Origin of the sequence: Cryobacterium sandaracinum (assembly GCF_004403415.1) — a bacterium.
Lineage (GTDB): Bacteria > Actinomycetota > Actinomycetes > Actinomycetales > Microbacteriaceae > Cryobacterium > Cryobacterium sandaracinum.
This window is the reverse complement of the sequence record NZ_SOGO01000026.1, coordinates 74,167-97,670: the sequence shown is the minus strand read 5'-3', so window position 1 is coordinate 97,670 and position 23,504 is coordinate 74,167. Positions and strand designations below refer to the sequence as shown.

General features: G+C 67.4%; 22 protein-coding genes, 1 tRNA gene and 1 pseudogene. 9 read left to right on the top strand and 15 right to left on the bottom strand.

The window, feature by feature from the left end; genetic code table 11:
- The coding region (locus E3T25_RS09705) for a non-ribosomal peptide synthetase (protein WP_420898240.1) at nucleotides 1–2,497 on the bottom strand (2,497 nt) is incomplete at its 3' end.
- A gap of 114 nt (nucleotides 2,498–2,611) precedes the next feature.
- Nucleotides 2,612–3,469, bottom strand: coding sequence for a Cof-type HAD-IIB family hydrolase (locus E3T25_RS09700; RefSeq protein ID WP_166784970.1), 858 nt, complete (start codon nucleotides 3,467–3,469; stop codon nucleotides 2,612–2,614).
- A 250-nt stretch (nucleotides 3,470–3,719) separates the two neighbouring features.
- Here E3T25_RS09700 and E3T25_RS09695 point away from each other — a divergent pair, with 250 nt between their 5' ends.
- Entirely contained in the window at nucleotides 3,720–4,505 is a 786-nt protein-coding gene (locus E3T25_RS09695) for an acetoin reductase (protein ID WP_104100116.1), read from the top strand.
- Nucleotides 4,506–4,643: 138 nt separating this feature from the next.
- Here the strand turns inward: E3T25_RS09695 and E3T25_RS09690 are convergent, their stop codons facing one another.
- The 7 genes from E3T25_RS09690 to E3T25_RS09660 all read right to left on the bottom strand — a co-directional run bounded on the left by E3T25_RS09690 (nucleotide 4,644) and on the right by E3T25_RS09660 (nucleotide 9,582).
- Nucleotides 4,644–5,006, bottom strand: a complete 363-nt coding sequence (locus E3T25_RS09690) for a YihY/virulence factor BrkB family protein (RefSeq protein ID WP_420898241.1) — start codon at nucleotides 5,004–5,006, stop codon at nucleotides 4,644–4,646.
- A 205-nt stretch (nucleotides 5,007–5,211) separates the two neighbouring features.
- Complete coding sequence (locus E3T25_RS09685; RefSeq protein WP_134373917.1) at nucleotides 5,212–5,523, bottom strand: hypothetical protein; 312 nt, start codon at nucleotides 5,521–5,523, stop codon at nucleotides 5,212–5,214.
- Nucleotides 5,524–5,639: 116 nt separating this feature from the next.
- Nucleotides 5,640–5,714 (bottom strand) — tRNA-Arg (locus E3T25_RS09680).
- A 57-nt stretch (nucleotides 5,715–5,771) separates the two neighbouring features.
- Nucleotides 5,772–6,659, bottom strand: coding sequence for a CHAP domain-containing protein (locus E3T25_RS09675; protein ID WP_134373915.1), 888 nt, complete (start codon nucleotides 6,657–6,659; stop codon nucleotides 5,772–5,774).
- 242 nt (nucleotides 6,660–6,901) lie between these two features.
- A complete protein-coding gene (locus E3T25_RS09670; RefSeq protein WP_134373913.1) occupies nucleotides 6,902–7,399 on the bottom strand; it encodes an HNH endonuclease in 498 nt (165 codons plus the stop codon).
- Between the two features lie 363 nt (nucleotides 7,400–7,762).
- Complete coding sequence (locus E3T25_RS09665) at nucleotides 7,763–8,611, bottom strand: C40 family peptidase (protein WP_241980770.1); 849 nt, start codon at nucleotides 8,609–8,611, stop codon at nucleotides 7,763–7,765.
- Between the two features lie 263 nt (nucleotides 8,612–8,874).
- Nucleotides 8,875–9,582 carry an iron-dependent transcriptional repressor DtxR gene (locus tag E3T25_RS09660; protein ID WP_134373911.1) on the bottom strand — a complete coding sequence of 236 codons (708 nt, stop codon included), beginning with the start codon at nucleotides 9,580–9,582 and terminating at the stop codon, nucleotides 8,875–8,877.
- A gap of 73 nt (nucleotides 9,583–9,655) precedes the next feature.
- Between E3T25_RS09660 and serC the strand changes: the two genes are divergently transcribed.
- Complete coding sequence (gene serC, locus E3T25_RS09655; protein WP_104100120.1) at nucleotides 9,656–10,774, top strand: phosphoserine transaminase; 1,119 nt, start codon at nucleotides 9,656–9,658, stop codon at nucleotides 10,772–10,774.
- Nucleotides 10,775–10,782: 8 nt separating this feature from the next.
- A pseudogene (locus tag E3T25_RS17065) lies at nucleotides 10,783–10,953 on the top strand (DUF2530 domain-containing protein); the annotation flags it as partial.
- Here the strand turns inward: E3T25_RS17065 and E3T25_RS09650 are convergent.
- Nucleotides 10,879–11,520, bottom strand: coding sequence for a DUF3027 domain-containing protein (locus tag E3T25_RS09650; protein ID WP_134342243.1), 642 nt, complete (start codon nucleotides 11,518–11,520; stop codon nucleotides 10,879–10,881). The pseudogene E3T25_RS17065 and the gene E3T25_RS09650 sit on opposite strands and share 75 nt — an antisense overlap.
- On the bottom strand, nucleotides 11,513–11,893 hold the full coding sequence (locus E3T25_RS09645; RefSeq protein WP_104171911.1) for a cold-shock protein: 381 nt from the start codon (nucleotides 11,891–11,893) through the stop codon (nucleotides 11,513–11,515). Before E3T25_RS09645 ends, E3T25_RS09650 begins: the two co-directional genes overlap by 8 nt.
- A 93-nt stretch (nucleotides 11,894–11,986) precedes the next feature.
- Between E3T25_RS09645 and E3T25_RS09640 the strand changes: the two genes are divergently transcribed.
- From E3T25_RS09640 to E3T25_RS09630, 3 genes are read left to right on the top strand one after another with little or no spacing between them, the layout of a single operon-like run.
- The gene (locus E3T25_RS09640; RefSeq protein ID WP_134373909.1) at nucleotides 11,987–12,262 is read left to right on the top strand and encodes a hypothetical protein; all 276 of its coding nucleotides are present in this window, start codon (nucleotides 11,987–11,989) and stop codon (nucleotides 12,260–12,262) included.
- Nucleotides 12,263–12,264: 2 nt separating this feature from the next.
- The gene (locus E3T25_RS09635; protein WP_134373907.1) at nucleotides 12,265–14,139 is read left to right on the top strand and encodes a helicase-associated domain-containing protein; all 1,875 of its coding nucleotides are present in this window, start codon (nucleotides 12,265–12,267) and stop codon (nucleotides 14,137–14,139) included.
- A 40-nt stretch (nucleotides 14,140–14,179) separates the two neighbouring features.
- The gene (locus tag E3T25_RS09630) at nucleotides 14,180–15,835 is read left to right on the top strand and encodes a DNA repair helicase XPB (RefSeq protein ID WP_104100124.1); all 1,656 of its coding nucleotides are present in this window, start codon (nucleotides 14,180–14,182) and stop codon (nucleotides 15,833–15,835) included.
- A 19-nt stretch (nucleotides 15,836–15,854) separates the two neighbouring features.
- On the opposite strand, the gene E3T25_RS09625 is transcribed toward E3T25_RS09630, so the two are convergent.
- From E3T25_RS09625 to E3T25_RS09615, 3 genes are read right to left on the bottom strand one after another with little or no spacing between them, the layout of a single operon-like run.
- Nucleotides 15,855–16,583 (bottom strand): pyrimidine reductase family protein, encoded by a 729-nt coding sequence (locus E3T25_RS09625; RefSeq protein ID WP_134373905.1) that lies wholly within the window; start codon nucleotides 16,581–16,583, stop codon nucleotides 15,855–15,857.
- Nucleotides 16,583–17,491, bottom strand: coding sequence for a dihydropteroate synthase (gene folP, locus E3T25_RS09620; RefSeq protein ID WP_134373903.1), 909 nt, complete (start codon nucleotides 17,489–17,491; stop codon nucleotides 16,583–16,585). Before folP ends, E3T25_RS09625 begins: the two co-directional genes overlap by 1 nt.
- Nucleotides 17,492–17,501: 10 nt before the next feature.
- Nucleotides 17,502–18,746: an NAD(P)/FAD-dependent oxidoreductase gene (locus E3T25_RS09615; RefSeq protein ID WP_104100127.1), complete on the bottom strand. Its 1,245-nt coding sequence runs from the start codon at nucleotides 18,744–18,746 to the stop codon at nucleotides 17,502–17,504.
- Nucleotides 18,747–18,854: 108 nt separating this feature from the next.
- On the opposite strand from E3T25_RS09615, the gene E3T25_RS09610 reads away from it, so the two are divergent.
- The 3 genes from E3T25_RS09610 to E3T25_RS09600 all read left to right on the top strand — a co-directional run bounded on the left by E3T25_RS09610 (nucleotide 18,855) and on the right by E3T25_RS09600 (nucleotide 21,726).
- Complete coding sequence (locus E3T25_RS09610) at nucleotides 18,855–19,547, top strand: response regulator transcription factor (RefSeq protein WP_104100128.1); 693 nt, start codon at nucleotides 18,855–18,857, stop codon at nucleotides 19,545–19,547.
- A 30-nt stretch (nucleotides 19,548–19,577) separates the two neighbouring features.
- Entirely contained in the window at nucleotides 19,578–21,293 is a 1,716-nt protein-coding gene (locus E3T25_RS09605) for a sensor histidine kinase (protein WP_134373901.1), read from the top strand.
- Between the two features lie 142 nt (nucleotides 21,294–21,435).
- A complete protein-coding gene (locus E3T25_RS09600; protein WP_134373899.1) occupies nucleotides 21,436–21,726 on the top strand; it encodes a WXG100 family type VII secretion target in 291 nt (96 codons plus the stop codon).
- 127 nt (nucleotides 21,727–21,853) lie between these two features.
- On the opposite strand, the gene groL is transcribed toward E3T25_RS09600, so the two are convergent.
- The gene (gene groL, locus E3T25_RS09595; RefSeq protein WP_104100131.1) at nucleotides 21,854–23,473 is read right to left on the bottom strand and encodes a chaperonin GroEL; all 1,620 of its coding nucleotides are present in this window, start codon (nucleotides 23,471–23,473) and stop codon (nucleotides 21,854–21,856) included.
- Between the last annotated feature and the right edge of the window lie 31 nt (nucleotides 23,474–23,504).

The window sequence follows — 23,504 nt, the reverse complement described above, 5'->3', positions numbered from 1 at the left end:
GGGCGGCGCCCATGCGGGCGGCCGGGGACCCGGCCCAGCGTTCACCCGGCGGCACCGGTCCGGAGACGGCCGAGCCCGGCTCGATTACGGCGCCCCGCCCGATGTCGGCGCCGCCGAGCAGTGCGCTGCGGGAGCCGACCGTGGCGCCGGCGCCGATCCGCACCGGCCCGATGCGCAGCACGTCGCCGTCGATCCAGTAGCCGGACAGGTCGGTCTCGGGTTCGATGGCTGCCCCGGCACCGATGTCCAGCATTCCGGTTACCGGCGGCAGGGAGTGCAGGTCGACGTCGGTGCCGATGCGGGCGCCGAGAGCCCTGGCGTAGTAGCTGATCCAGGGGGCACCGGCCAGGCTCACGGCATCCGAGAGCAGTGCCACCTGTTCGGCGAGCCAGAGGCGCAGGTGCACCGATCCGCCGCGCGGATAGTTGCCGGGCTCCACGCCGCGCAGCAGCAGCCGGGCGGCGACGACGGAGATGGCCATTTTGCCGGGCGGGGTGACGAAGAGCACGAACCCGAGCGCCACCCACCACCAGGAGATGGTGGGCGCGAAGGAGGCGCCAGACCAGCCCGCGAGCAGGTTGTTCGCCGCCGAGAGGTAGACCAGCCAGCGCGCGCCGACCAGCACGTGCAGCGGCACGCCCAGCAGGGTGATGGCGAGGCGGCTGCGCCGGGGCACCGGCTGAACCTCCCGCACGATACTCGCCGCCGCGGGTGCGCGTCCGTCGAGCTCGTCGGCGAGGGAACCGATCCGGGGGTAGTCGTAGATGTCGGAGACTCGGGTGTCGGGGAACCGCTCGCGGACGGTCGACACGAACTGGGCCGCGGAGAGCGACCCGCCGCCGTGGGCGAAGAAGTCCGCGTCGGGGCCGTCGGCCGACACCCCGAGGATGGCGGCCCAGCCGACGGCAAGCCACGCCGCCGTCGGCGAGAAGGCCTCCGCCTGCTCACCCCCGGTGGCGGGAAGGGGCCAGGGCAGGGCACCGCGGTCCACCTTGCCGGAGATACGCGTGGGCAGCTCGTCGACGACGTGCACCAGCGGCACGAGCGCGGCCGGCAACTCTTCGCGCAGACGAATGTTGGCGGCCGCCCGGTCGAAGAGGGCCCCCTCCACCTGGGCCAGGTAGCCGACCAGGATCTGGTTGCCGGCCGGGGTTCTCTGCACGACCGCGGCCGCTCCGGCCACCCCCGGGAGCGCGCGCAGGGCCGCCTCGATCTCGCCGAGTTCGATACGGCGGCCGCCGAGCTTGACCTGGTCATCGGCCCGGCCGACGAACACGAGACCCTCGCGCTCGTAGCGCACCAGGTCGCCGCTGCGGTAGGCGCGGTGCCAGCCCAGCTCGGTATGCGGGGCGTACTTCTCGGTGTCCTTGCCGGCGTCGAGGTAGCGGGCCAGCCCGACCCCGCCGATAATGAGCTCCCCGGTCTCGCCGTGGGCCACCCGGGCACCGGCGGCGTCCACCACGGCAAGGTTCCAGCCGGCCAGAGGAAGCCCGATCCGCACCGGCCCGCGGCCGTCGAGCAGGGCGGCGCAGGCGACGACGGTGGCCTCGGTCGGGCCATACGTGTTCCAGACCTCCCGGCCGCGCACGGCGAGGCGCGAGGCGAGCTCGGGTGGGCAGGCTTCGCCGCCGAAGATCAGCAGCCGCACCCGCTCCAGCGATTCCTCCGGCCACAGGGCCGCGAGGGTCGGCACCGTCGACACCACGGTGATGCCGTGCTTGATCAACCACGGGCCCAGGTCGACCCCCGAGCGCACCAGGGAGCGGGGCGCCGAGACGAGGCAGGCACCGTTCCGCCAGGCCAGCCACATCTCCTCGCAGGAGGCGTCGAAGGCCACAGACAGGCCGGCCAGCACCCGGTCCGCGGGACCGATCGGGTCCGACCGGAGGAACAGGTCGGCCTCCGCGTCGACGAACGCGGCGGCGGAGCGGTGGGCCACCGCCACCCCCTTTGGTACCCCGGTGGAGCCCGAGGTGAAGATCACCCAGGCATCGTCGTCGGGGGCCGGCATGGCGCCGATCGTGCCGGCGAGGGCCAGGTCGTCCCCGGGCGCCAGCATCCGTTCGGCGAACATCTCCGCGTCGATGCCGGTGCGCACCTCGAACACGCCGCCCGCCCCGATCACGCCCACGACCCGGGCCTCGCCGAAGACGAGCCGGGCGCGTTCCTCGGGGTCGTCGGCGTCGACGGGCACGTAGGAGGCGCCGACCAGAAGGGTCGCCAGAATGGAGAGATACAGTTCCCGGGTTCCCGACGGGATCCGGATGCCAACGGTGTCGCCGCGGCGCACCCCGCGGCGACTGAGCTGCTCCGCCTGCTCGGTGACCAGGCGCACCAGATCCCGGTAGTTGATCGCCCCGTCGACGTCTTCGAGGGCGAGCGCGCCCGGATGCCGACCGGCGGTCGCGAGCAGGATGTCGACCAGGGTGCGGGCCGGCGCCGCGCGGTGTCCGGCCTCGAGCACGTCCTGGCCGGGCTCAATCGGGGTCAGGGTCACGCAGGCTCCTCGTCCAGGTCGCGGTGCCAGCCACCGCGCGCCACCAGTTTAGAACCCGCAGGTAACAGGGAGGTGTCCGGTTACGGTGACACCGGCGACGGGTGCCGCGACGCGTCAGATCAGACCGTGGCGGCGGAAGGCGTTCCAGACGCCGTCGCCCTGCACGGTGGTGGTGACCTCGTCGGCGTAGGCCTTGACGGCATCCGAGGCGTTGCCCATGGCGATGCCGACCCCGCAGACCTGCAGCATCTCGATGTCGTTGCTGCTGTCACCGATGCCGAGGGCGGATGCCGCGTCGAGGCCGAGCCGGTCGAGGAGCCGCAGGATCGTGGAGCCCTTGTTCACACCATTCAGCGTCACCTCGCCGCTGCCGCGCCCCATGTGCGGGATGGTTCCGGTGATGACATGGAAGTCTCCGCTGAGCGCGTCCGACACCCGGTCGTACGCCCGGAGGTCGCCGGCGAGGAACACCGACTTCGCGATGCCCGTGAGACTGAAGGGGCGCACATCGGCGAAGGCCTTCAGCGCCGGGTGTGCGACGGCACCGGTGACGGATGCCGTCGCATACCCGGCTCCCGCCTTCCGCTTTTCGCCGGACGCGTAGTAGTCCGCGAAGCGGTCATGCACGCCGGGGCTCGGAAACAGCTCGTCAAAGGACTGCAGGTAGAAGTCGTACCCTGACTCCTCATAGAAGCTGATCATGCGGGCCACGGCCGCTTCGGGCATCGTGCGTTCGATCACGAGCTCATCGCCGATCTCCGCGAACCCGCCGCCGGAGCTGATGAAACCGTCGAATCCGATGTCGCGGATCGCGGGGTAGATCTCCACGGACGCCCGTCCGGTGCTGAGGTACACCAGGTGCCCGTTGTGCCGGGCGGCGCGCACCGCGTCGATCGCCGACTCCGCGATCATCGAGCCGGTCTCCATGAGCGTGCCGTCGACGTCGACGAACGCGATGCGGGGGGAAATCATGAGGCACTCCAGACGAGGTGGTCTCCGGGACGTGTGCATCATCGGAGACGACCGGAGTGTGGTGATCGTATACATCGACGCTAGCTGCTGAGGCGTGTACTGCGTGACCGGATAACATCGGCGAACCGGTCGACAGATCTGTCGCCTAGCCTGAAGGGGTCCGGATGGTCGTCTGACCGACACCGTCAGGGCTGCGGGCCAACGACGCCAAATGGCGCTCAGCATGCCCGAACCAGAAATGAGAACTACCATGACCGTTTCGAACAAAGTCGCACTCGTCACCGGAGCCGGGCAGGGAATCGGACGCGGCATCGCACTCCGCCTCGCCCAGGACGGCTTCGACATCGCCGTCGCCGACCTCGACTTCCAGGCAGAAAAGGGGGCCGGTGTCGTCGCCGAAATCGAGGCTTTCGGGCGCAGGGCCGTCTTCGTCACCGCCGACGTCTCCAACCGCGATGATGTGTTCGCCGCCGTCGACACCGCGGCCGAGAAGCTCGGCGGATTCGACGTGATCGTCAACAACGCCGGCATCGCCCAGGTCACGCCCATGCTCGAGGTCACGGCGGACGATCTGGAGAAGATCTTCCGCATCAACGTGAACAGCGTCGTCTGGGGGATCCAGGCCGCGGTCGCGAAGCTCGACGAACTCGGCCACGCCGGCAAGATCATCAACGCCGCCTCCATCGCCGCCATCCAGGGCTTCCCCATCCTCGGCGCCTACTCGGCCTCGAAGTTCGCCGTCCGCGGAATCACTCAGGCTGCCGCCCAGGAGCTCGCACCTCGGGGCATCACGGTCAACGCCTACGCCCCCGGCATCGTCGGCACCGGCATGTGGGACCTGATCGACGAGAAGCTCAGCGCCATCAACGGCAAGCCGCTCGGCCAGAACCTCAAGGAAAACGTCGACGGCATCGCGCTCGGCCGCATCGAGACCCCGGAGGACGTCGCCAAGATCGTGTCGTTCTTCGCCGGCCCCGACTCCGACTACGTCACCGGCCAGGTCCTGCTCGTCGACGGCGGGATGCTCTACAACTAGGGCCTGGAGCGCCCCGGGGAACGACGCTCAGTGACACCCGGAGGCGAGGTTGGGAGCAATCCGGACCTCGCCATCCGTGCGCGGACGCTGGGTGTCCCTGGAAGGATTCGAATCCCCAACCGGTTCCCGGCCGTCGCCCTATTTTTTCTTCTTCGACTCGCTGTCGTCACTCGTTCGTCTGTTCAGCCGCAACCGTCGGCCGATCGCGATGCCCTCTTGTACCTTGTCAGCGGCCTTGTCGCTCTTGCGGGTGTCCCGCGGCGGCAGCTGAAGTTCTTCTTCTGCGGCGATGCCCGCCTGCAGCTCACGGCCTTGTTCCAGCTCGGCGTCGAATTCGGCACCGAAGAGCAGGGCGAGGTTGGCTATCCACAGCCAGAGCAGGAACACCACGATGCCGGCCAGGGAATCATACGTGCGGTCGTCATTGGAGAAAATGGTGACGTAGAGGCCGAACAGGAATGAGGAGATCACCAGAGTGAGGAATGCGAGTAACGCACTCAGGCTGAACCATCGGAACTTGGGCTGCTGGGCGTTGGGGGTTGCCTAGTACAGGATTGCGATCCCGGCTGAACGCGCCGACGCACCCGGATGCCGACCACAGCGCCAACAGGATCCCGACGACGAGGGCGACGCCGACCGCCGGCGACGAGCTGAACTGCCCGAGCGGGGAACTGTGGGCAGGGCTGCGGTCGACGCTGCAGCGCTTTCACTGGGGATATCGCGAGGCCGGGTCTACGTCCCGATCAAGCGTCACCAGAACGGGACGGGGCTGCTGACGCAGCCCATACCGCCAGGACGGCTTGGCGATCTCGCTCAGCGAGTCGGGTTTGCGGGAATCGTCGGGCGCCGGTGCTCGCTCGCTTTTTTCGCGCACGCTATTTCTGCCATGGGTGCTCTCCTCGGCTTCGCCAGCGATCGATTCGTGCGCGCATCCGTTGCGCCGCCGCTGAGTGAGTTCGATTAGCTTCATTGACTCCGGGAAGGAATTCAAACCAAATCTGCACATCAGGTCAATCACACTATTTCCGTGACGAAACGGGAAATTCCCCGACTTTAAAGGAGGAAGTCGACCGCTCCGTGGACACGTCGACACAAGGGCGATGTGCTGGTCGGTCGGCATCGACCGATGATTAGTGGTGCCCCTGGAGGGATTCGAACCCCCAACCGTTTCCTTAGGACGGAACTGCTCTTCCGTTGAGCTACAGAGGCTGGCTCCTGAAGTTTAGTGGTTGTCTGCCGGCGCCGCAGCGCACCGCTGCGACGCGCTTACGTCGGCGGGTACAGGAAGAGCGGAACCTCACTGGCCGACACGGTGCGCGTGTTGTACGCGTGACTGCCGTTCCAGTTGTATTCCTCGAGAATGACCGAGCCGTCGCTGTTGACCGACTGCACGTAGGCCACGTGGTTGTAGTTGAACCAGGCGACCGCGCCGACGACGGGAGTGTCGCCGGTGGCCCAGCCCTGGTCAGCCCAGGCGCTGGCCCAGTTGCTCGCGTTGCCGCCGCTGGGGGTGAGCTTGCTCCAGGTCCAGGTCCACGGGGAGCCGGTCGACCCGGCGTCGCGGTTGAGCCGATATGCCACGAAGTCCACGCATTCGCGGTAATAGTAGCCAAGCGGAGACAGCCCGCCGCCCTGGGTGTCGGTGGCCCGGTCGAACCACGGGTAGTCGTCGCCCTTGGCACGCACGCTGTATACAGCGAAGTCGGTGGCAGCCGATCGGTCTGCCTCGGCGGTCTGCTGGGCGGCCAGTGCGCGCTTGGCCTCGGCATCCCGCTGGGCGAGTTCCTCGCTCGTGGTCGCCGTGAAACCGTCGCGAGCGACGGTGATGGCTGCGGCGCCACTGTCCACCGTGACGCCCTGCGTGTCGGCAACCCGCGAAGTCGTCGCGGCGGTGTCGCTCGCACCGGGCGCGAACGCATAGGCCGGAAGGCCGGCGGTGAGGAACAGTCCCGGAATGGCCAGCAGGGTCACGGCGATTTTCATGGGCCGCCGGCGGCGCGACCGGGGCACCGGGCGGCTGACGGCCGGTGCGACCCGCGGGGAAGCGACCGGATTGAGCCGGTTGCTCCGCGCCGCGATCGATGCCTTTTCGAGGTCCAGAGCCTTGGTTTCCGCAACCGCATCGGGAATGCGCACAGCCACCGGCACGTCCATGCGCACCGGAGTGTTCACGGTGGCGTCGGCTCGGGTCTCTGCCGCCTCACGCTGCGCACGCAGTTCGCGGCGCGAGAGCGGAAAAATCGGGGTCTCTGGCGAACCAGAAGTGCCGGGTACGCCGGGTTGGGGCAAAAGAAGATCCTCTAACGCACCGAGATCGAGGTTCGGTGCTCCTCAACCATAGGCGACGGCGATCGGGAAGTCACCTTCGGGCGTTACATCCCTGTTACATTCGCGGGTCAGGCGGCAGGAGCAAGGAATTCATCCCACTGCGGTGACGGCCGCTCAGCGCCGCGCACCACCCAGGTCGTGCCGACCGGCAATCCCGGGTGGAACAAGAGTTTCCAGCCCATCTCGGCCGGCGTCCGGTCGCTTTTAAGGTTGTTGCAGCGCAGGCAGCAGGCCACGAGGTTGTCCCAGGTGTCCCGACCTCCGCGCGACCGAGGCATTACGTGGTCGATCGTGCTGGCGGTCTTGCCGCAGTACCCGCAGCGATGCTCGTCCCGGCGCAACACGCCGCGACGGCTGACCGGCACGGCCCTGGACCGAGGGATGCGCACGTAACGCGTGAGCAAGATGACGCTCGGTCGCTCCCAGGAACCGGAGGCGGCGCAGATCGGATGCCCCTGGTCGGCCTGCACGATCGTTGCCTTGTGATTCATGACCAGCACGAGTGCTCGTTTGAAGGACACCACGGCAAGGGGCTCATACCCCGCATTGAGGACCAGTGTGCGCATGCGTTCCCTTTCGAAAAGGGCTGGACGGCTTCCAGCCATTCGAACTACGACAGTCAGTGAGAAGGAGCGAACAGGCAAACAAAAAGGGCGCCGTCACCATGACAACGCCCTACCGGCCACACGGTGTCCCTGACACGCGCAACTCAAGTTTGCTCGACTGCTCTGCCGCAGCGCGGAGCGGCAGCGCACATCCATGGTGTGGATCGTGCGCCGCTCGCGCATGGGCTCTCCCGAAAACTCGCAAAACATCAGAGCAACAGGTTAACCCACATTCGGCGCCACCGCGAAGTGCGGGACGCCGAATGTGCTAGGTGTTACGAAACATTCATCTGGCAGCCGGCCGGCTCGGATCTTCCGGCAGGCTCAGATGCCGAGCCGCACGATGTAGTACGAGCTGGTCCAGATCGGCTGCACGCGCACGGCCGCCCCCTCATACGGCGCATGCAGGATGTTGCCGTTGCCTGCATAGAACCCGTCGTGGCCGTCCATGATGACGAGGTCACCCGGCTGAGCCTCAGATTCGGGGATTCGGGTGCCCGCCGCGCCCTGCCCGGTCGAGGAATGCGGCAGCGAGATGCCGAACTGCGCGTAGACGTACATGATGAAACCGGAACAATCGAAGCCGGCCGGGGTGGCCCCGCCGTAGACATAGGGAACACCCTGGTAGCCGGCCGCGACACTGTAGACGGATGCCAGATCGAAATTCGGGTATGCCGGGGCAGCCAGGTAGTCGGCCGACGACGGACCGGAATACGACGCGGCATAGGAGGTCATCGCGGCCGCGGCTTCCTGTCGGCGCCCCTCGGCTGCCGCTGCTGCGGCCGCTGCCGCCGCCAGTTCCTCGGGGGTGGTGGCGGTGAACCCGTCGCGCGCGACGCTCACGGTATCGGCCGCGGCGGCGACCGCCACGGACTGCGCACCCGATTCGGTCAACTCGGCCGAGGCCGTTGACGCGTACTCCTTTTCGGTCGGCGCGAACGCATAGGCCGGGATGGCCATGGTCGCGACGAGGCCGCCGGCGAGAGTCATGAACACGATGTTCGCCACGGCGCCTCGGCGGCGTGACCGCCGGCCGGAACGGGGACTGGCGGCCCGATAGTGGCTGAGCTCCGCGTGTTCATTGTCGTTGGTGATGGGAGGGCTGGTGATGGATCCGGTGGTGGCTACCGAGTTCGGGGCTCGACGGAAGATCTTCTTACCTAATGCGGCCAAAGTGATTACCTCCGACGCCTCGACAACACTAGGTAGTTGCCCCGTCCACTGCGCTCGTCGCGTGTGTAAGGAACGAATCAAGAGACGGGCAAGAAAGGCGTCTTGATCCGTGTCCGTCGACCGGAATCTGGACTGTGGACGACTCCAAGCTAACTGACGCTCATCCGTTTGTCACGCCGCAGGCTACTTTTTCTAACATATTGATAACAAAATTGTGGGGCGAGTGATCAATGGTGACGGGGCAGGCGGTGACCGCCGAATGGCTAGGCGACCGCTGCCGGCGTGGCGACGAAGATGTGGCCGGCGACCTCGTTGGGCAGTTCCAGTCCGTCCCCGAACCCATGCACCTGCACGAGCACATAGGAGCCCACGGCGGAGAAAACCCCCGTGGCCCCGGGGAGCACACCGGAGTTTTTCAGCTGGGCCAGTAGCTCGGGGTCGACCTGAACGGGTTCGCCCAGACGGCGCACCACGGCGGTGACCGGACCGGCAGATCCGGCGACCAGGTCGACGAGGCTCGTCACCCCGGCCATGAACGCGACGGCCGGCGAATCGCCCAGCTCATCGAGGCCGGGGATGGGGTTGCCATACGGAGACTCGGTCGGGTGATCGAGCATCTCCAGGATTTTGCGCTCCACCCGCTCACTCATCACATGCTCCCAGCGGCATGCTTCGTCGTGGACGAATTCCCATTCGAGCCCGATTACGTCGCTGAGCAGGCGTTCCGCAAGCCGATGTTTGCGCATCACATGCACAGCCTTGCTGCGTCCGTCGACGGTGAGCTCGAGGTGCCGGTCGCCGGAGACGACTACGAGGCCATCCCGTTCCATCCGGGCCACGGTCTGCGACACGGTCGGCCCGGAGTGCCCGAGGCGTTCCGAGATGCGTGCTCGGAGGGGAACGATGTGCTCCTCTTCGAGATCGAGAATCGTGCGGAGGTACATTTCGGTGGTGTCGATGAGATCCGTCATGCCCAGCGTTCCTCTCGGCTCGGTACGTACTGCCCAACCTTATCGCCGCGAGAGCGGCCGTTAGAATCGCCCTATGTCGAACCTGATAATTCCCACGGAACTTCTGCCCGATGATGGACGATTTGGCTGCGGCCCGTCGAAAGTTCGAAAAGGACAACTCGAACACCTCTTAGAGTTCAGCGCGAGCGTGATGGGCACCTCCCATCGCCAGGCACCCGTCAAGAACTTGGTCGGTCGCGTGCGCACCGGCCTCGCGGACCTCCTTCGCGCCCCTGCCGGTTATGAAGTCATTATCGGCAACGGCGGGTCCACCGCGTTCTGGGACGCCGCCGCGTTCTCCCTTATTCTCCGCCGCAGCCAGAACCTCGTCTTCGGCGAGTTCGGCGGCAAGTTCGCCGCGGCCGCGGCCGCTCCGTTCCTCGAAGCGCCCGACGTGGTCAAGGCCCCGGCCGGATCGCGCAGCGAGTTCGTCGTGACCGAGGGTGTCGACGTCTACGCCTGGCCCCAGAACGAGACCTCGACCGGCGTCATGGCTCCGGTCACCCGCGTGGTTGCCGACCCCAACGCCCTGACGGTGATCGACGCCACCAGCGCGGCGGCCGGTATCGACTACGAGGCCGACCAGGCGGATGTCTACTACTTCGCGCCGCAGAAAAACCTCGCCTCCGACGGAGGCCTGTGGATGGCGCTCTTCTCCCCCGCCGCGATCGAGCGCGTCGAGCAGATCGCCGCGAGCGGGCGCTACATTCCCGAGTTCCTCAGCCTGAAGAACGCGATCGACAACTCGCGCCTCAACCAGACTCTGAACACTCCGGCCGTGGCCACGCTTCTTTTGATCGAGAACCAGCTCGACTGGATCAACGGAAGCGGCGGCCTGGCGTGGGCGTCCGCGCGCACCCTTGAATCGTCATCCGTTCTCTACGACTGGGCCGAGAGCGTGCCGTTCGCGACGCCGTATGTCACCGACCCGGAGCACCGGTCACAGGTGGTCGCGACGATCGACTTCGACGACGCGATCGATGCCGCCGCCATCGCCAAGACCCTGCGCGCCAACGGGATCTCCGACACCGAGCCCTACCGCAAGCTCGGCCGCAACCAGTTGCGGGTTGCCACCTTCACCGCGATCGAGCCCGGAGACGTGCGCCAGCTCGTCCGCTCGATCGAGTTCGTGGTGCAGAACCTGGGCAAGTAGGCCTCGACATGCGGCTCTGGCTGAGAGACAGTGAGCGTCGGCCAGACCCGCTGCCGGCTCGAACGAATTCCCGCAAGGCTTTCCTTGCGGGCTCCGCCGGCTGGCTAGTGGCGCTCGCGCTCGCGCTCGTCTTCCGGGACGAACTCGCCGCCGCCGGGGTGGGCTGGTGGCTCTGGGCTGCCCTCATCGGCCTCGGCCTCGGCCTGCTCGGGATTGCCTGGGTACGGTTCCGGCGCCGTTAGGGCCGCACCGAAGTCGATCCCGTCAAGCACATCTTCGCCGCGGTCTTCGTCGTCGTCTGACTCGTCGCCGTCGTCGCCGTCATCGTCGTCGTCGTCAGATTCGTCCTCGTCGTCAGATTCGTCGTCGTCGTCCGATTCGTCATCATCGCCCAACGCCTCGGCGTCGGCCACGGCCGCAGCCAGTTCCTGGGCCGTGCGGTAGTCGGCCAGGCGGTCAGACCACGGCACCCACTCCGGCGCGATCAGGGCGTCGTCGCCCGGCGTGAGCTCGGCTTCCAGAACCGACGGCTCGGAGCTCTTGTCCACCCGGGCGAGGGTGACCGTCCAACGCCAGCCCGGGTAGCCGGACAGGTTGCAGTCGAACAGCAGCGAGAGCACATGCTCGCCTTCGACAAGGTGGCCGAGGGGTTCGCCGATGCTGTCGGCCGGCGTGATCTCCAGCAGCGCGGTGCGCGCCTGGTCGACCGCGGACAGCAGGCGCTCGTCGGCAGCGGCCTCAGGCATCGAGTTCCTCCGCGACCTTGCGCAGCATGGCCGCGATCTTGTGGCTGTGGGTTTTGTCGGGGTAGCGGCCGCGACGCAGGCTCGCTCCGATGCCGTCGAGGAGTTTCACCAGGTCCTCGACGATGACGGCCATGTCGTCAGCCGGCTTGCGGCTGAGTTTGACCAGGCTCGGCGGTGCCTCGAGAACGCGAACGGACAGCGCCTGAGCGCCCCGCTTGCCGTCGGCGATGCCGAATTCGAGCTTCGTTCCTGCCTTGACCGTGACTCCGGCGGGCAGTGCAGAAGCGTGGAGAAAGACCTCGTGGCCGTCATCAGAGGTGATGAAGCCGAAACCTTTCTCCTCGTCGTAGAACTTGACCTTGCCGGTGGGCATCTGGACCTCGCTGGATTCCGGGCGCGCGGATTGCGCGCCAACCACCCCCAGCCTATTCGGTCGGACCGGTTCCCGCCCCGTATCCTTGAGTCTGTGACCAATCAAATTCCACCCGCCGCGAGCCGGCTCGAACGCATCCTTGCTTACATGGTTGCGGGTGTGGTGGGTCTGTCCATCCTCGCGTTCCTTGCCGTCATCCTCGGCACAGCGGCCGGGGCCGGGGCGGACAACGGTTTCGGCCAGGGGGTCTGGCCGGCGGTGCTTGCTTTGCCGCTGTTTGGATTGCCTCTCGGATTCGTGCTGATCATCGTCCTCATGGTGTTGTCCGGCATGCGTCGCGCTCGTGAGGCACGACAGAATAAGGAGTAGCAATGCTCACACTCGCTTCGCGCCTTCGGGCGCTGGATGACGCAACGTTGCGTCGCACGATCGACATCCGCATGGTCTCGGCCACGGGCATCCGTGATTTCTTCGACCTGGCCGAGGCTCTCCTCGAACCAACCGCAATCCAACGGGTGCTGGCACGGCTCGATCGGGCCACCCTCGCCGTTCTCGCCGTCGCCGGTGAGCTCAGCCAGGGAACGGAGGTCGGCACGGCTTCCGCGCCGTCGCTGTTCGACCTCGCCGAGCGCCTGTCCGAACTGGCAGGTTCGCCCGTCGACGTGGCCGAGGTCGCCGGCCGTGCCGCCGAATTGGACTCCCTCATGCTCGCGCGCCTGACCGACGGGCGGTTCAGTTCCTACCCGGCGGTGGCCGCGCAACTGCTGACCTGGCCGGACCTGGGCCTGCCGACCGCGCTCGAGCTGGCTTCGACGCCAGCACCCGCGGCGCTGGCCAGTGTCGACACCACCGATACCCGCTTCACAGACCGTCTCGCGGCGGAGCGTGCCTTCGCCGCGGTGTCCTCCATCGCCGAACTGGTCACCGAGCTCGCCCGCGAGCCGGCCAGGGAGCTCAGCCGGGGCGGGCTCGGCCTGCCCGACACCAAGCGTCTGGCCGCCGTGATGGGGGTCGAACTCGAATTCGTGCCCTCCTTCGTCGCGACCGCGGCCCGAGCCGAACTCATCGCCCATTCCGACGGCTACTGGAATGAAACCGAAGCCGGCGAGGCCTGGCTGCTCGAGAGCACCGCCCGCCGCTGGGCAACCTTGGCCGACGCCTGGCATGCGGCCCTGCCGCCGGATGTGCGCGGGATACTCGCCCGCCGGCCCGGCGTGTCCTGGGGCGACGTGCTGCGCAGCTTCGTGGCCTGGCTCTACCCGGCCGGCGGCCAGTGGATGGACGACCGGGTCACCGAGTTCGCCGAGGACGCCGAACTGATCGGCATCACCGCCCACCAGACCACCAGCCCGGCCGGTGCATCGGTGCTGGCCGGTGACCTCGAGGCGGCCGTCGCCACCATGGCGGCCGCGCTGCCGGCGACCGGCGGCGCGGTGTACTTGCAGAACGACCTGTCGATCGTGTCCCCCGGACCGCTCGCCCCCTCGATCGACAGCCGCCTGCGGGGGCTCGCCGACGTGGAGAGCCGGGAACTCGCCCTGAGCTACCGCATCACCGCCAACTCCGTGAACCGCGCCCTGGCGGCCGGCGAAAGCGCGGAGTCACTGCTCGATTTCCTGCGCACGGTCTCCCTGACCGGCATCCCACAGCCCGTCGACTACCTGATCCGGGAATCCGCCGCCCGCTACGGGCGCGTGCGCGTCGGCCCGACGGACCCGATGGAGTCCCCGGCCCAGGCCTATGTCCAGTCCGACGACGCGGCCCTGCTGAGCACCATCGCCGTGGACCAGACGCTCGCCTCCCTCGGCCTTGTGCCTGCCGAGGGCAGCCGACTGACCAGCCGGTTCCCCTCCGACGTGGTCTTCTGGGCGCTCAGCGATGCGCGCTACCCCGTCGCCGCGGAGGACGCCACCCATGAGATCGTGCACCTGCGCCGCCACCAGCTCGCTCGGGTCGTGCCGGTGGACGCCCCGGATCCGGCCGTCACCCTGGTCGAGAGGCTGCGTGCCGCCGATGGCGGCGAGGGCCAGGCAGCGGATGCCTGGCTCGCCCGCCAGCTCGACCTGGCAATCAAGGCGAAGCAGACCGTCGTCGTCAGCATCGCCATGCCCGGCGGTGTGGTGGTCGACTATCTGCTCGAGCCGGCCAGTGTGGGCGGCGGGCGTTTCCGGGCCCGAGACCGTCGCGCCGACATCGAACGCACGCTGCCTCTGTCCAGCATTATCAGCATCACGCCGGCGCCGTAGGTGCGGGCCTTCACGCTGACCGGGCGTAGGATTAACGGCTATGTCTGATGGCCCTCTGATCGTCCAAAGTGACCGTACGGTTTTGCTCGAAGTCGCCCACCCTCTTGCCGAGGATGCGCGCCACGACCTGGCCGTGTTCGCCGAGTTGGAGCGTGCCCCCGAGCACATCCACACCTACCGCATCACCCGGCTGGGGCTGTGGAATGCCCGCGCCGCGGGGCACGACGCCTCCAACATGCTGGCCACGCTCGAAAAGTACTCGAAGTTCGCCATCCCGCAGACCGTCAGCGTGGACATCACCGAGACGGTCGGCCGGTATGGCCGGCTCATCATCGAACGTGACACCGAGGGTCAGCTCATCCTGCAGAGCAACGACCAGGCCGTGCTCACCGAGATCGCCGGGGCCCGGCGCATCGCGCCCCTCCTGATCGGGCATCCGTCGCCGGACTCGTTCCTGGTCGAGCCGTGGGCGCGCGGCCAGCTCAAACAGGAACTGGTGAAACTGGGCTGGCCGGCCGAGGACCTCGCCGGCTACACGCCGGGAACGCCGCATCCGATCGGTCTTTTGGAAGACGGTTGGGCGCTCCGGGACTACCAGAACAAGGCCGTCTCCAGCTTCTTCGACGGCGGCTCCGGCGTGGTCGTGCTGCCCTGCGGGGCCGGAAAGACGCTGGTCGGCGCCGGGGCCATGGCCACCGCCAAGACCAACACGCTCATCCTCGTCACCAACACGGTCTCCGCCCGTCAGTGGCGCGACGAACTGCAGAAGCGCACGACCCTCACCGCCGACGAGATCGGCGAGTACTCCGGGCAGGTCAAGGAGGTCAAGCCGGTCACGATCGCGACCTACCAGATCCTCACCGCCAAACGGAAGGGCGAATACGCGCACCTCGAGCTACTCGACGCCATGGACTGGGGCCTCGTCATCTACGACGAGGTGCACCTGCTGCCGGCCCCCGTGTTCAAGCTGACCGCGGAGTTGCAGGCCCGCCGCCGCCTCGGCCTCACCGCCACCCTGGTGCGCGAGGACGGCCGCGAGGGCGACGTATTCAGCCTGATCGGCCCGAAGCGGTTCGACGCGCCCTGGAAGGAGATCGAGGCCCAGGGCTTCATCTCCCCAGCCTCCTGCTTCGAGGTGCGCATCGACCTGCCCCAGTCCGAGCGACTCAGCTATGCCGCCGCCGCCGACGACGAGCGCTACCGGATGGCCGCGACCGCACCCGCGAAGCTCGACGTCGTCAAGCGCCTGGTAGCCAAGCACCCCGGAGAACGCATCCTCGTGATCGGACAGTACCTCGACCAGATCGACGAGCTCGCCGAGGCCCTGAATGCCCCCAAGCTCACCGGTGCGACCCCTGTCGACGAGCGCGAGCGCCTCTACCAGGCCTTCCGAGTCGGCGAGGAGAACCTGCTCGTGGTGTCAAAGGTCGCGAATTTCTCGGTCGACCTGCCGGAGGCCACCGTCGCCATCCAGGTTTCGGGTTCCTTCGGCTCACGCCAGGAGGAGGCGCAGCGCCTCGGCCGGCTTCTGCGGCCGAAGGAGTCCGGTCTGTCCGCGAACTTCTACACGCTGGTGGCCCGCGACACCGTCGACCAGGACTTCGCCCAGAACCGCCAGCGCTTCCTCGCCGAGCAGGGCTATAGCTACACGATCCTTGACTCGCAGAATCTGGACGCGCAGGTCGTCTCCGTCTGACCGGCGGTGAAACGGCCGGTCAGGCGGTCGGAGAGGAAGCCTTCCGGCGGGCATAGCGCAGGAACAGCATGTCCCCGGCGGTCAGCACGTGCAGCAGGGACATCTCCCGGGTGATGGCGGCGGGACCGGCGGAGATCCGTCCGGCCGGGCCGCCCTCGAGCACGGGGCTGACGGTGAGGCACAGCTCGTCGACGCAGTCGGCGTCGATCAGCGCACCGAACAGGTTCGGCCCACCCTCGCAGAGTATCTGCGCCAGACCGCGCCGAGCCAGCTCCGCCCGCATCAGCCGCGGGTCCACGACGTCCTCCCCGCAGACCAGCACGTCCGCCACCTCTGCGAGCTCCGCGCGTCGCCGCAGCGGTGACGCCGCGTGCGTCACGACCAGCGGCCGCACGGCGGCGTCCGCGAACAGCGAGTGGCTCGGCTCGAGGTCCAGCCGTGAGGACACGATGGCGACGGGCAGCTGCGCCGGAAGTCCGTGCCGGACCCGCCACGCGGCATCCGCGGGGCCCTGACGGATGCCGACGTACCCCTCGGCGCGCACCGTGCCCGCACCGACCACGATCACGTCAGCGAGCATCCGAAGGGTATCGAAGACGAGCCTGTCGTCGGCGTTCCCGAGCCCGCCACTCACACCCTCCCGGGTGGCGGCGCCGTCGAGGCTGGCGATAAAATTCACTCGCAGGTGCGGCAGAGTGCGGTCAGGCACCCGGTAACGGATGATCAGCTCGTCACGATCCAGCATCATCAGGCCAGGTTGTGGCGCACGTACGCCGGTTCGCGGAAGCCCAGGATCGCCTCGGTCATCCGCACGGCGTCGACCGCGGCGACGACGTTGTGCATCCGCACGATCCGGGCGCCCTGCAGGATGCTGTAGACGGCGGCGGCGAGCGATCCCGCGATCCGGTCGCCCCGCTCACGGTTCAGCGTCTCCCCGATGAAGTCCTTGTTCGAGACTGCGACCAGAGTGGGGTAGCCGAGCGCGGTGATCTCGCCGAGCCTCCGGGTCAGCTCGAGCGAGTGGTAGGTGTTCTTGTTCAGGTCGTGCCCGGGGTCAACGATGATGCGGGATGCCGGGACGCCGCGACTCCGGGCCAGCTCGATCCGTTCATCCAAGAAGGTTGCGACCTCGTGCACCACGTCGCCGTAGGTGGGCCCCGGCCACGGTGTGCGCGGCGGCGCGAGGCTGTGGGTGATCACCAGCGTCGCGTCGCTGTCCGCGACGACGTCAGCCATGGCCGGGTCGTGCACCCCGGTGGTGTCGTTGATCACGTGGGCGCCGGCGGCCAGGCTGGCGCGCGCCACGGCGGGATGAAAGGTGTCGACGGAGATGACGACGCCCGAGCCGCGCAGGGCCTCGACCACCGGGACGACCCGGTCGATCTCCTCCTCGATCGGAATGGACGGGCCGGGCGCGAATCTCGCCCCGCCGATGTCGACCCAGTCGGCGCCGTCCAGGATGGCGCGCCGGGCGGCCGTGACGGCCTCGTCAAGAGCGAAGGTCGCCCCCTTGTCGTAGAAGGAATCCGGCGTGCGGTTGACGATGGCCATCACGGCCACCTCACGGGAAAAATCGAACAGTCTCTCCCCGATCAGTCGCCGTGGATGGATCAGGTCGGGCAGCGCCGGGCCAGGTCGAGTGGTCGCGTTGTCCATGTCAGGTCCTTCAGTCGGGTGCTCCGGCGAGAAGTTCGTCCAGTTCAATGCTCTCATCCGCAAGCCGGGTCGTGTCGACCCGCACCTCCGTCCGGATGAAGCGCTGCACCGTCTCGTTGACGTCCCACACGTTGACGTTCATGCCCGCGACGACCCTGCCGTCCAACACCCAGAACGCGATGAATTCCCGCCTCGCCGGGTCACCGCGAAACACGACCTCCGCATCCCGGGCAAGTGCGCCGTACCCCGAGTACTCCATCCCGAGGTCGAACTGGTCGGTGTAGAAGTACGGGATCGCGTCGTAGCTGACCGCCTGGTCAAGCATCGAGCGGCCGGCCGCGGCGCCGGCCCGCTCGGCGTTGTCCCAGTGCTCGACGCGCAGATGGTGCCGCAGCACGGGGTGGAAGACCGTGGCGACGTCACCCACCGCGTAGACGTCCGGGTCGATGGACCGGAACGCCGCGTCGACGACGATGCCGTCGTCGACGGCCAGGCCCGCGTCCCGGGCCAGGTCCGTGTTCGGCACCGCGCCGATGCCGATGACGACGACATCGGCCGAAACGACCTCGCCGCCGGGGAGTCCCACTCCGGTGACCCTCCCCTGCGTCCCGATCAGTCGGTCGGCCTGAGTTTCCATCCGCAGATCCACCCCGTTCACGCGGTGCAGCTCCGCGAACACCGACCCGACCTCGTCGCCGATCACCGGGGCCAGCGGCACGCCGTCCCGCCCGAGCACCGTGACGGTGTTGCCGTAACCGCGGGCGGCCGCGGCGACTTCGAGACCGATCCAGCCGGCCCCGACGATCACGACCCGGCGGTTTCCCGGCTCCAGCTCGGCTCGGAGCGCCTGCGACTCGCCGACCGTGCGCAGATGGTACACCCCGGCCAGGTCTGCGCCCGGGCCGGGAAAGCGCCGTGACGACGCCCCCGTCGCGAGGAGCAATCTGTCGTAGCGCACGGATTTGCCCTCCCGCAGGGTCAGCTCGTGAGTATCGAGCGCCAGCCCGGTCACCCGGGCACCCAGCCGCACGTCGATGCCCCGCTCGTCGTACCACGGTGCCGGGTGCACGTCGATCGTGTCCCGGGCGGCCCGCCCGGCCAGGTAGTCCTTGGAGAGGGGCGGCCGCACGTAGGGGTACTCAGTCTCCCCGGCCAGCAACACGATGCTCCCGTCGAACCCCTCGGAACGGATGGCCTCGGCCGCTCTGGCCCCGGCCAAGCCGGCCCCCACAATCGCAAAAGTCGGAACAGTCATTCTGGTCTCCCCACGCCGCGGCAGTCTGGTTTGATCACCAATCTACTCGCCAGCGCGCATACCGGGCATTTTCAGTAAACCTTCAGCTAACGCGCAGATAATAAATTCATGACTGACGGCCCACGCATCCTTATTGTCGACGACGAACCCAATATCCGGGATCTCCTCACCACCAGCCTGCGTTTCGCCGGATTCGCCGTGCGAGCCGTCGGGAACGGCGCGCAGGCGATCTCCGCCGTCCTCGAGGAAGAACCCGACCTCATCATCCTTGACGTCATGCTGCCGGACATGAACGGTTTCGGAGTAACCAAGCGCCTGCGGTCCGCCGGCTACACGGCCCCGATCCTCTTTCTCACGGCGAAGGACGACACCGAAGACAAGATCACCGGCCTGACGGTCGGCGGCGACGACTACGTCACCAAGCCGTTCAGTCTCGACGAGATTGTGGCCCGGATCAAGGCCATCCTGCGCCGGACCATGCAGGCCGACGAAGACGCGATCATCCGCGCCGGCGAACTCACCATGGACCAGGACACCCACGAGGTCCTGGTCGGCGACGCCCCCATCGAACTCAGTCCGACCGAGTTCAAGCTTCTGCGCTACCTCATGCTGAACCCGAACCGGGTCCTGTCGAAGGCTCAGATCCTGGACCATGTCTGGGAGTACGACTTCAACGGTGACGCCGGCATCGTCGAGTCCTACATTTCTTACCTCCGCCGCAAGGTGGACGCGCACTCGACCGAACCCCTCATCCAGACCAAGCGCGGCTTCGGCTACATGCTCAAGGCCGCCAAGGCGTAGACACAGGCTGCGCTCATACACTGGTTTCCTATGCATCAGTCACTTATGGAGCGGTGGAGCCGCATTTCCCTGCGTTCCAAAATCACGGGCGTCACGGTCCTGATGCTGACGCTCGGCCTGCTCGTCTCCGGCATCGGCACGATGGCCATGCTTCGCCAATACGTGGTCCAGCAGGTCGATTCGCAGCTGCAGATCGACGCCCAGTCCGCCTCGAACAGCTATTCGGCGGCGGCTCTCGGCCAGGGCACTACAGCCGTGGTCTCTTCGGACTACTACGTCGCCCTGTATGACGAGCACGGCAGCCTCGAGGACCACACCTGGCGGGATGTCCCGCGCAGTGAGCTGCCGATCCTGACCGCACCGCTCGACCTGCAGACCGTGATGGAGCTCGACGGCAAGACGATGACTCTGGTGGACTCGGCACACGACACCGAGTTCTTGGCGGTCGCCGTGCCGCTCGTGATCTCGCCTCAGGGAACCTTGGGCACGCTGGTCATGGCGGTCTCGTTGAGGCCGACCGAGAACACCATGGCCACCTACCTCACCATTTTCTTGGGGTTCGGGCTCGGGGTCGTGCTGGTGGGCGCCCTGCTCACCCGGCTGCTGGTGACCACCACCTTTGCACCGCTGCGAGAGGTGGAGCGCACGGCCGCGGCCATCGCCGATGGCGACTTCAGCCAGCGGCTCGGCGGCGCCACGCCCAACACCGAGGTCGGGCGCCTCAACCGATCGCTCAACACCATGCTGAGCCGCATCGACCGCCTGTTCAAGGACCGCGCCCGCACCATCGACCAGATGCGCCGTTTCGTCGGCGACGCCAGCCACGAGTTGCGCACTCCCCTCGTCTCGGTGCGCGGCTACGCCGAGCTCTACCGAATGGGTGCCTTGCAGGCCCCGGAAGAAATCGCACTGGCCATGGAGCGCATTGAGAAAGAAGCGATCCGCATGGGCGGCCTCGTCGAAGACCTGCTCGAGCTGGCCCGGCTCGACGAGACAAAGCCGCTTGCCCTCGCGCCGGTCGACCTGATGCCGCTCGCCCGTGACGCGGCCCTCGACGCCATGGCCTCCTCCCCCGGTCGCACCATCACCGTCGTCACGCCGATCCCCGCCGAGATCGAGGACAGCACCGAACGCCCCGCCATCGACCTCGCTCACTCAACGGGAGAAGTCCCCTCCGCTGCCGCACCAGGTTCGAAGCCCAACGAGCCGAACCAACCGGCGGGCGGATCCGTCTCTTTCGCCGGGGCAACCCTGGCGCGGCTGCGCACCCGCAAACCACGCAAAGCGGATGTTGCGCCGCCGGCTCCGGAACAGACTCCGGTGACCGAGCCCGGCACCGTGCAGGCCGTGGTGATGGCCGAGGAGAACAAGATCCGCCAGATCATCACGAACCTGATGGGCAACGCGCTACGCTTCAGCCCGACGGACAGCCCGGTCGAGCTCGAGGTCGCAGTCGACCGCCGAAACCAGCGCGCCTCCATCGCCGTCATCGACCATGGTGAGGGTATCCCGCCGCAGATCAGGGAGAAGATCTTCCAGCGCTTCTGGCGTGCGGACACCTCCCGTGCACGGGAGACCGGCGGCAGCGGGCTCGGCCTGGCGATCGTCGCCTCGATCGTCGCCAGCCACAACGGCACCGTCCAGGTCGTGGACACCCCCGGCGGCGGCGCAACGTTCCGGGTCTGGTTCCCACTGGCCTGTTCTCCGAGCGCGCCCCAGCGCGTCGCCCCCGTCATCACGTCGTAGCGCGTGCCGCGGCGTCAAACCCCCGCGGTTCCTCCCCCGCGGTCCGGGAGGATGATTTGCCATGGCACAACGGCAGCCAACGGGAACGGCTGCAGGCGGCTCCGTAGTCTGATCGGTATCTTCCCCTGCCGAAAGGACCCCCATGACCCGCTATCAGGTCGACAGCGAAGCAGTGCTCCACACCACCTCGGTGGCGCGCGCCACGATCGGGCACATCCAGGGCGAGGTCGCCGGGCTCATCGCCCAGCTGACCGCGCTGGAGGGCTCGTGGACGGGCCAGGCCGCCACCGCGTTCCAGGCGGCGGTCTCGGACTGGCGTGCCACCCAACAGCAGGTGGCCCAGAGCGCGGAGGGATTGAATCTGGCCCTGAACCAAGCCGGCCAGCAGTACGCCGAGATCGAGCAGGCCAACGCGCGCCTCTTCCTGCGTTAGCCGCGACGGCCTGCGCATTGGCGACGCCTGTTTTGACGACGCCTGTTTTAGCGAGGCCTGCATTAACGACACAGGGCGCCTCCCGGCGGAGGCGCCCTGTGTTGTGAAGCGGTGAAGCGGTGTGGACTTAGAAGTCCATTCCGCCGCCCTGGTCGCCGGCCGGAGCAGCGTTCTTCTCCGGCTTGTCGGCGACTACGGCCTCGGTGGTGAGGAACAGTCCGGCGATCGACGCTGCGTTCAGCAGCGCGGAACGGGTGACCTTCACCGGGTCATTGATTCCGGCGGCGAGCATGTCGACGTACTCACCGGTCGCGGCGTTGAGGCCCCAACCGATCGGCAGGTTGCGCACCTTGTCGGCGACAACGCCCGGCTCCATGCCGGCGTTGAGGGCGATCTGCTTGAGTGGAGCGTCGATGGCAACCTTGACGATGTTCGCTCCCGTTGCCTCGTCGCCGACCAGCTCGAGCTTCTCGAACGCGGTCTTGCCGGCCTGGATCAGCGCAACGCCACCACCGGCGACGATGCCCTCTTCGACGGCAGCCTTCGCGTTGCGGACGGCATCCTCGATGCGGTGCTTGCGCTCCTTGAGCTCAACCTCCGTCGCGGCGCCGGCCTTGATGACTGCGACTCCGCCGGCGAGCTTGGCGAGGCGCTCCTGGAGCTTCTCGCGGTCGTAGTCACTGTCGGTGTTTTCGATCTCGCTGCGGATCTGCTGGACACGTCCGGCGATGGCTTCGGGGTCTCCGGCGCCTTCGACGATGGTGGTCTCGTCCTTGGTGATGACGATCTTGCGCGCGTTGCCGAGGAGGTCAAGCGTGACGTTCTCGAGCTTGAGACCGACCTCTTCGCTGATGACCTGTCCACCGGTGAGGATGGCGATGTCCTGCAGCTGGGCCTTGCGACGGTCGCCGAAGCCGGGAGCCTTGACGGCGACCGACTTGAAGATTCCGCGGATCTTGTTCACCACGAGCGTGGCCAAGGCCTCGCCGTCGACGTCCTCGGCGATGATGAGGAGCTGCTTGCCGGTCTGGATGACCTTGTCCACGATGGGGAGCAGGTCCTTGATGTTGGAGACCTTGGAGTTGACGATCAGGATGTAGGGGTCTTCGAAGACCGCTTCCTGACGGTCGGGGTCGGTCACGAAGTAGGCGGACAGGAAGCCCTTGTCGAAGCGCATGCCCTCGGTGAGCTCGAGCTCGGTGCCGAGAGTGTTCGACTCCTCGACGGTGACAACACCCTCCTTGCCGACCTTGTCGATGGCCTCGGCGATGATGGCGCCGATTTCGGCGTCACCGGCGGAGATGGAAGCGGTGGCCGCGATCTCTTCCTTGGTCTCGACCTCTTTGGCGTTGGCGATGAGCTCAGCGATCACGGCGGCCGTGGCCTTCTCGATGCCACGCTTGAGGCTGATCGGGTCTGCTCCGGCCGCGACGTTGCGCAGGCCTTCACGAACGAGCGCCTGAGCCAGGACGGTGGCGGTGGTGGTTCCGTCGCCCGCGACGTCATCGGTCTTCTTGGCGACCTCCTTGACGAGCTCGGCACCGATCTTCTCGTACGGGTCGTCGAGTTCGATCTCCTTGGCGATGGACACGCCATCGTTGGTGATCGTGGGAGCGCCCCACTTCTTTTCCAGCACCACGTTACGTCCGCGCGGGCCGAGGGTGACCTTGACAGTGTCAGCGAGGATGTTCAGGCCACGCTCAAGGCCGCGACGGGCCTCTTCGTTGAAAGCAATGATCTTTGCCATATGTGTTTCTCGTCCCTCCCGGACGTTACCA

Coding starts and splice junctions, on each gene's coding strand:
- E3T25_RS09695 (WP_104100116.1), top strand. CDS start 3,720: ATGACCGTTTCGAACAAAGTCGCACTCGTCACCGGAGCCGGGCAGGGA.
- E3T25_RS09645 (WP_104171911.1), bottom strand. CDS start 11,893: ATGCCCACCGGCAAGGTCAAGTTCTACGACGAGGAGAAAGGTTTCGGC.
- E3T25_RS09675 (WP_134373915.1), bottom strand. CDS start 6,659: ATGGACGTGCCGGTGGCTGTGCGCATTCCCGATGCGGTTGCGGAAACC.
- E3T25_RS09670 (WP_134373913.1), bottom strand. CDS start 7,399: ATGCGCACACTGGTCCTCAATGCGGGGTATGAGCCCCTTGCCGTGGTG.
- E3T25_RS09630 (WP_104100124.1), top strand. CDS start 14,180: ATGTCTGATGGCCCTCTGATCGTCCAAAGTGACCGTACGGTTTTGCTC.
- folP (WP_134373903.1), bottom strand. CDS start 17,491: ATGGACAACGCGACCACTCGACCTGGCCCGGCGCTGCCCGACCTGATC.
- E3T25_RS09660 (WP_134373911.1), bottom strand. CDS start 9,582: ATGACGGATCTCATCGACACCACCGAAATGTACCTCCGCACGATTCTC.
- serC (WP_104100120.1), top strand. CDS start 9,656: ATGTCGAACCTGATAATTCCCACGGAACTTCTGCCCGATGATGGACGA.
- E3T25_RS09615 (WP_104100127.1), bottom strand. CDS start 18,746: ATGACTGTTCCGACTTTTGCGATTGTGGGGGCCGGCTTGGCCGGGGCC.
- E3T25_RS09650 (WP_134342243.1), bottom strand. CDS start 11,520: ATGCCTGAGGCCGCTGCCGACGAGCGCCTGCTGTCCGCGGTCGACCAG.
- E3T25_RS09605 (WP_134373901.1), top strand. CDS start 19,578: ATGCATCAGTCACTTATGGAGCGGTGGAGCCGCATTTCCCTGCGTTCC.
- E3T25_RS09600 (WP_134373899.1), top strand. CDS start 21,436: ATGACCCGCTATCAGGTCGACAGCGAAGCAGTGCTCCACACCACCTCG.
- E3T25_RS09625 (WP_134373905.1), bottom strand. CDS start 16,583: ATGATGCTGGATCGTGACGAGCTGATCATCCGTTACCGGGTGCCTGAC.
- E3T25_RS09610 (WP_104100128.1), top strand. CDS start 18,855: ATGACTGACGGCCCACGCATCCTTATTGTCGACGACGAACCCAATATC.
- groL (WP_104100131.1), bottom strand. CDS start 23,473: ATGGCAAAGATCATTGCTTTCAACGAAGAGGCCCGTCGCGGCCTTGAG.
- E3T25_RS09635 (WP_134373907.1), top strand. CDS start 12,265: ATGCTCACACTCGCTTCGCGCCTTCGGGCGCTGGATGACGCAACGTTG.
- E3T25_RS09700 (WP_166784970.1), bottom strand. CDS start 3,469: ATGATTTCCCCCCGCATCGCGTTCGTCGACGTCGACGGCACGCTCATG.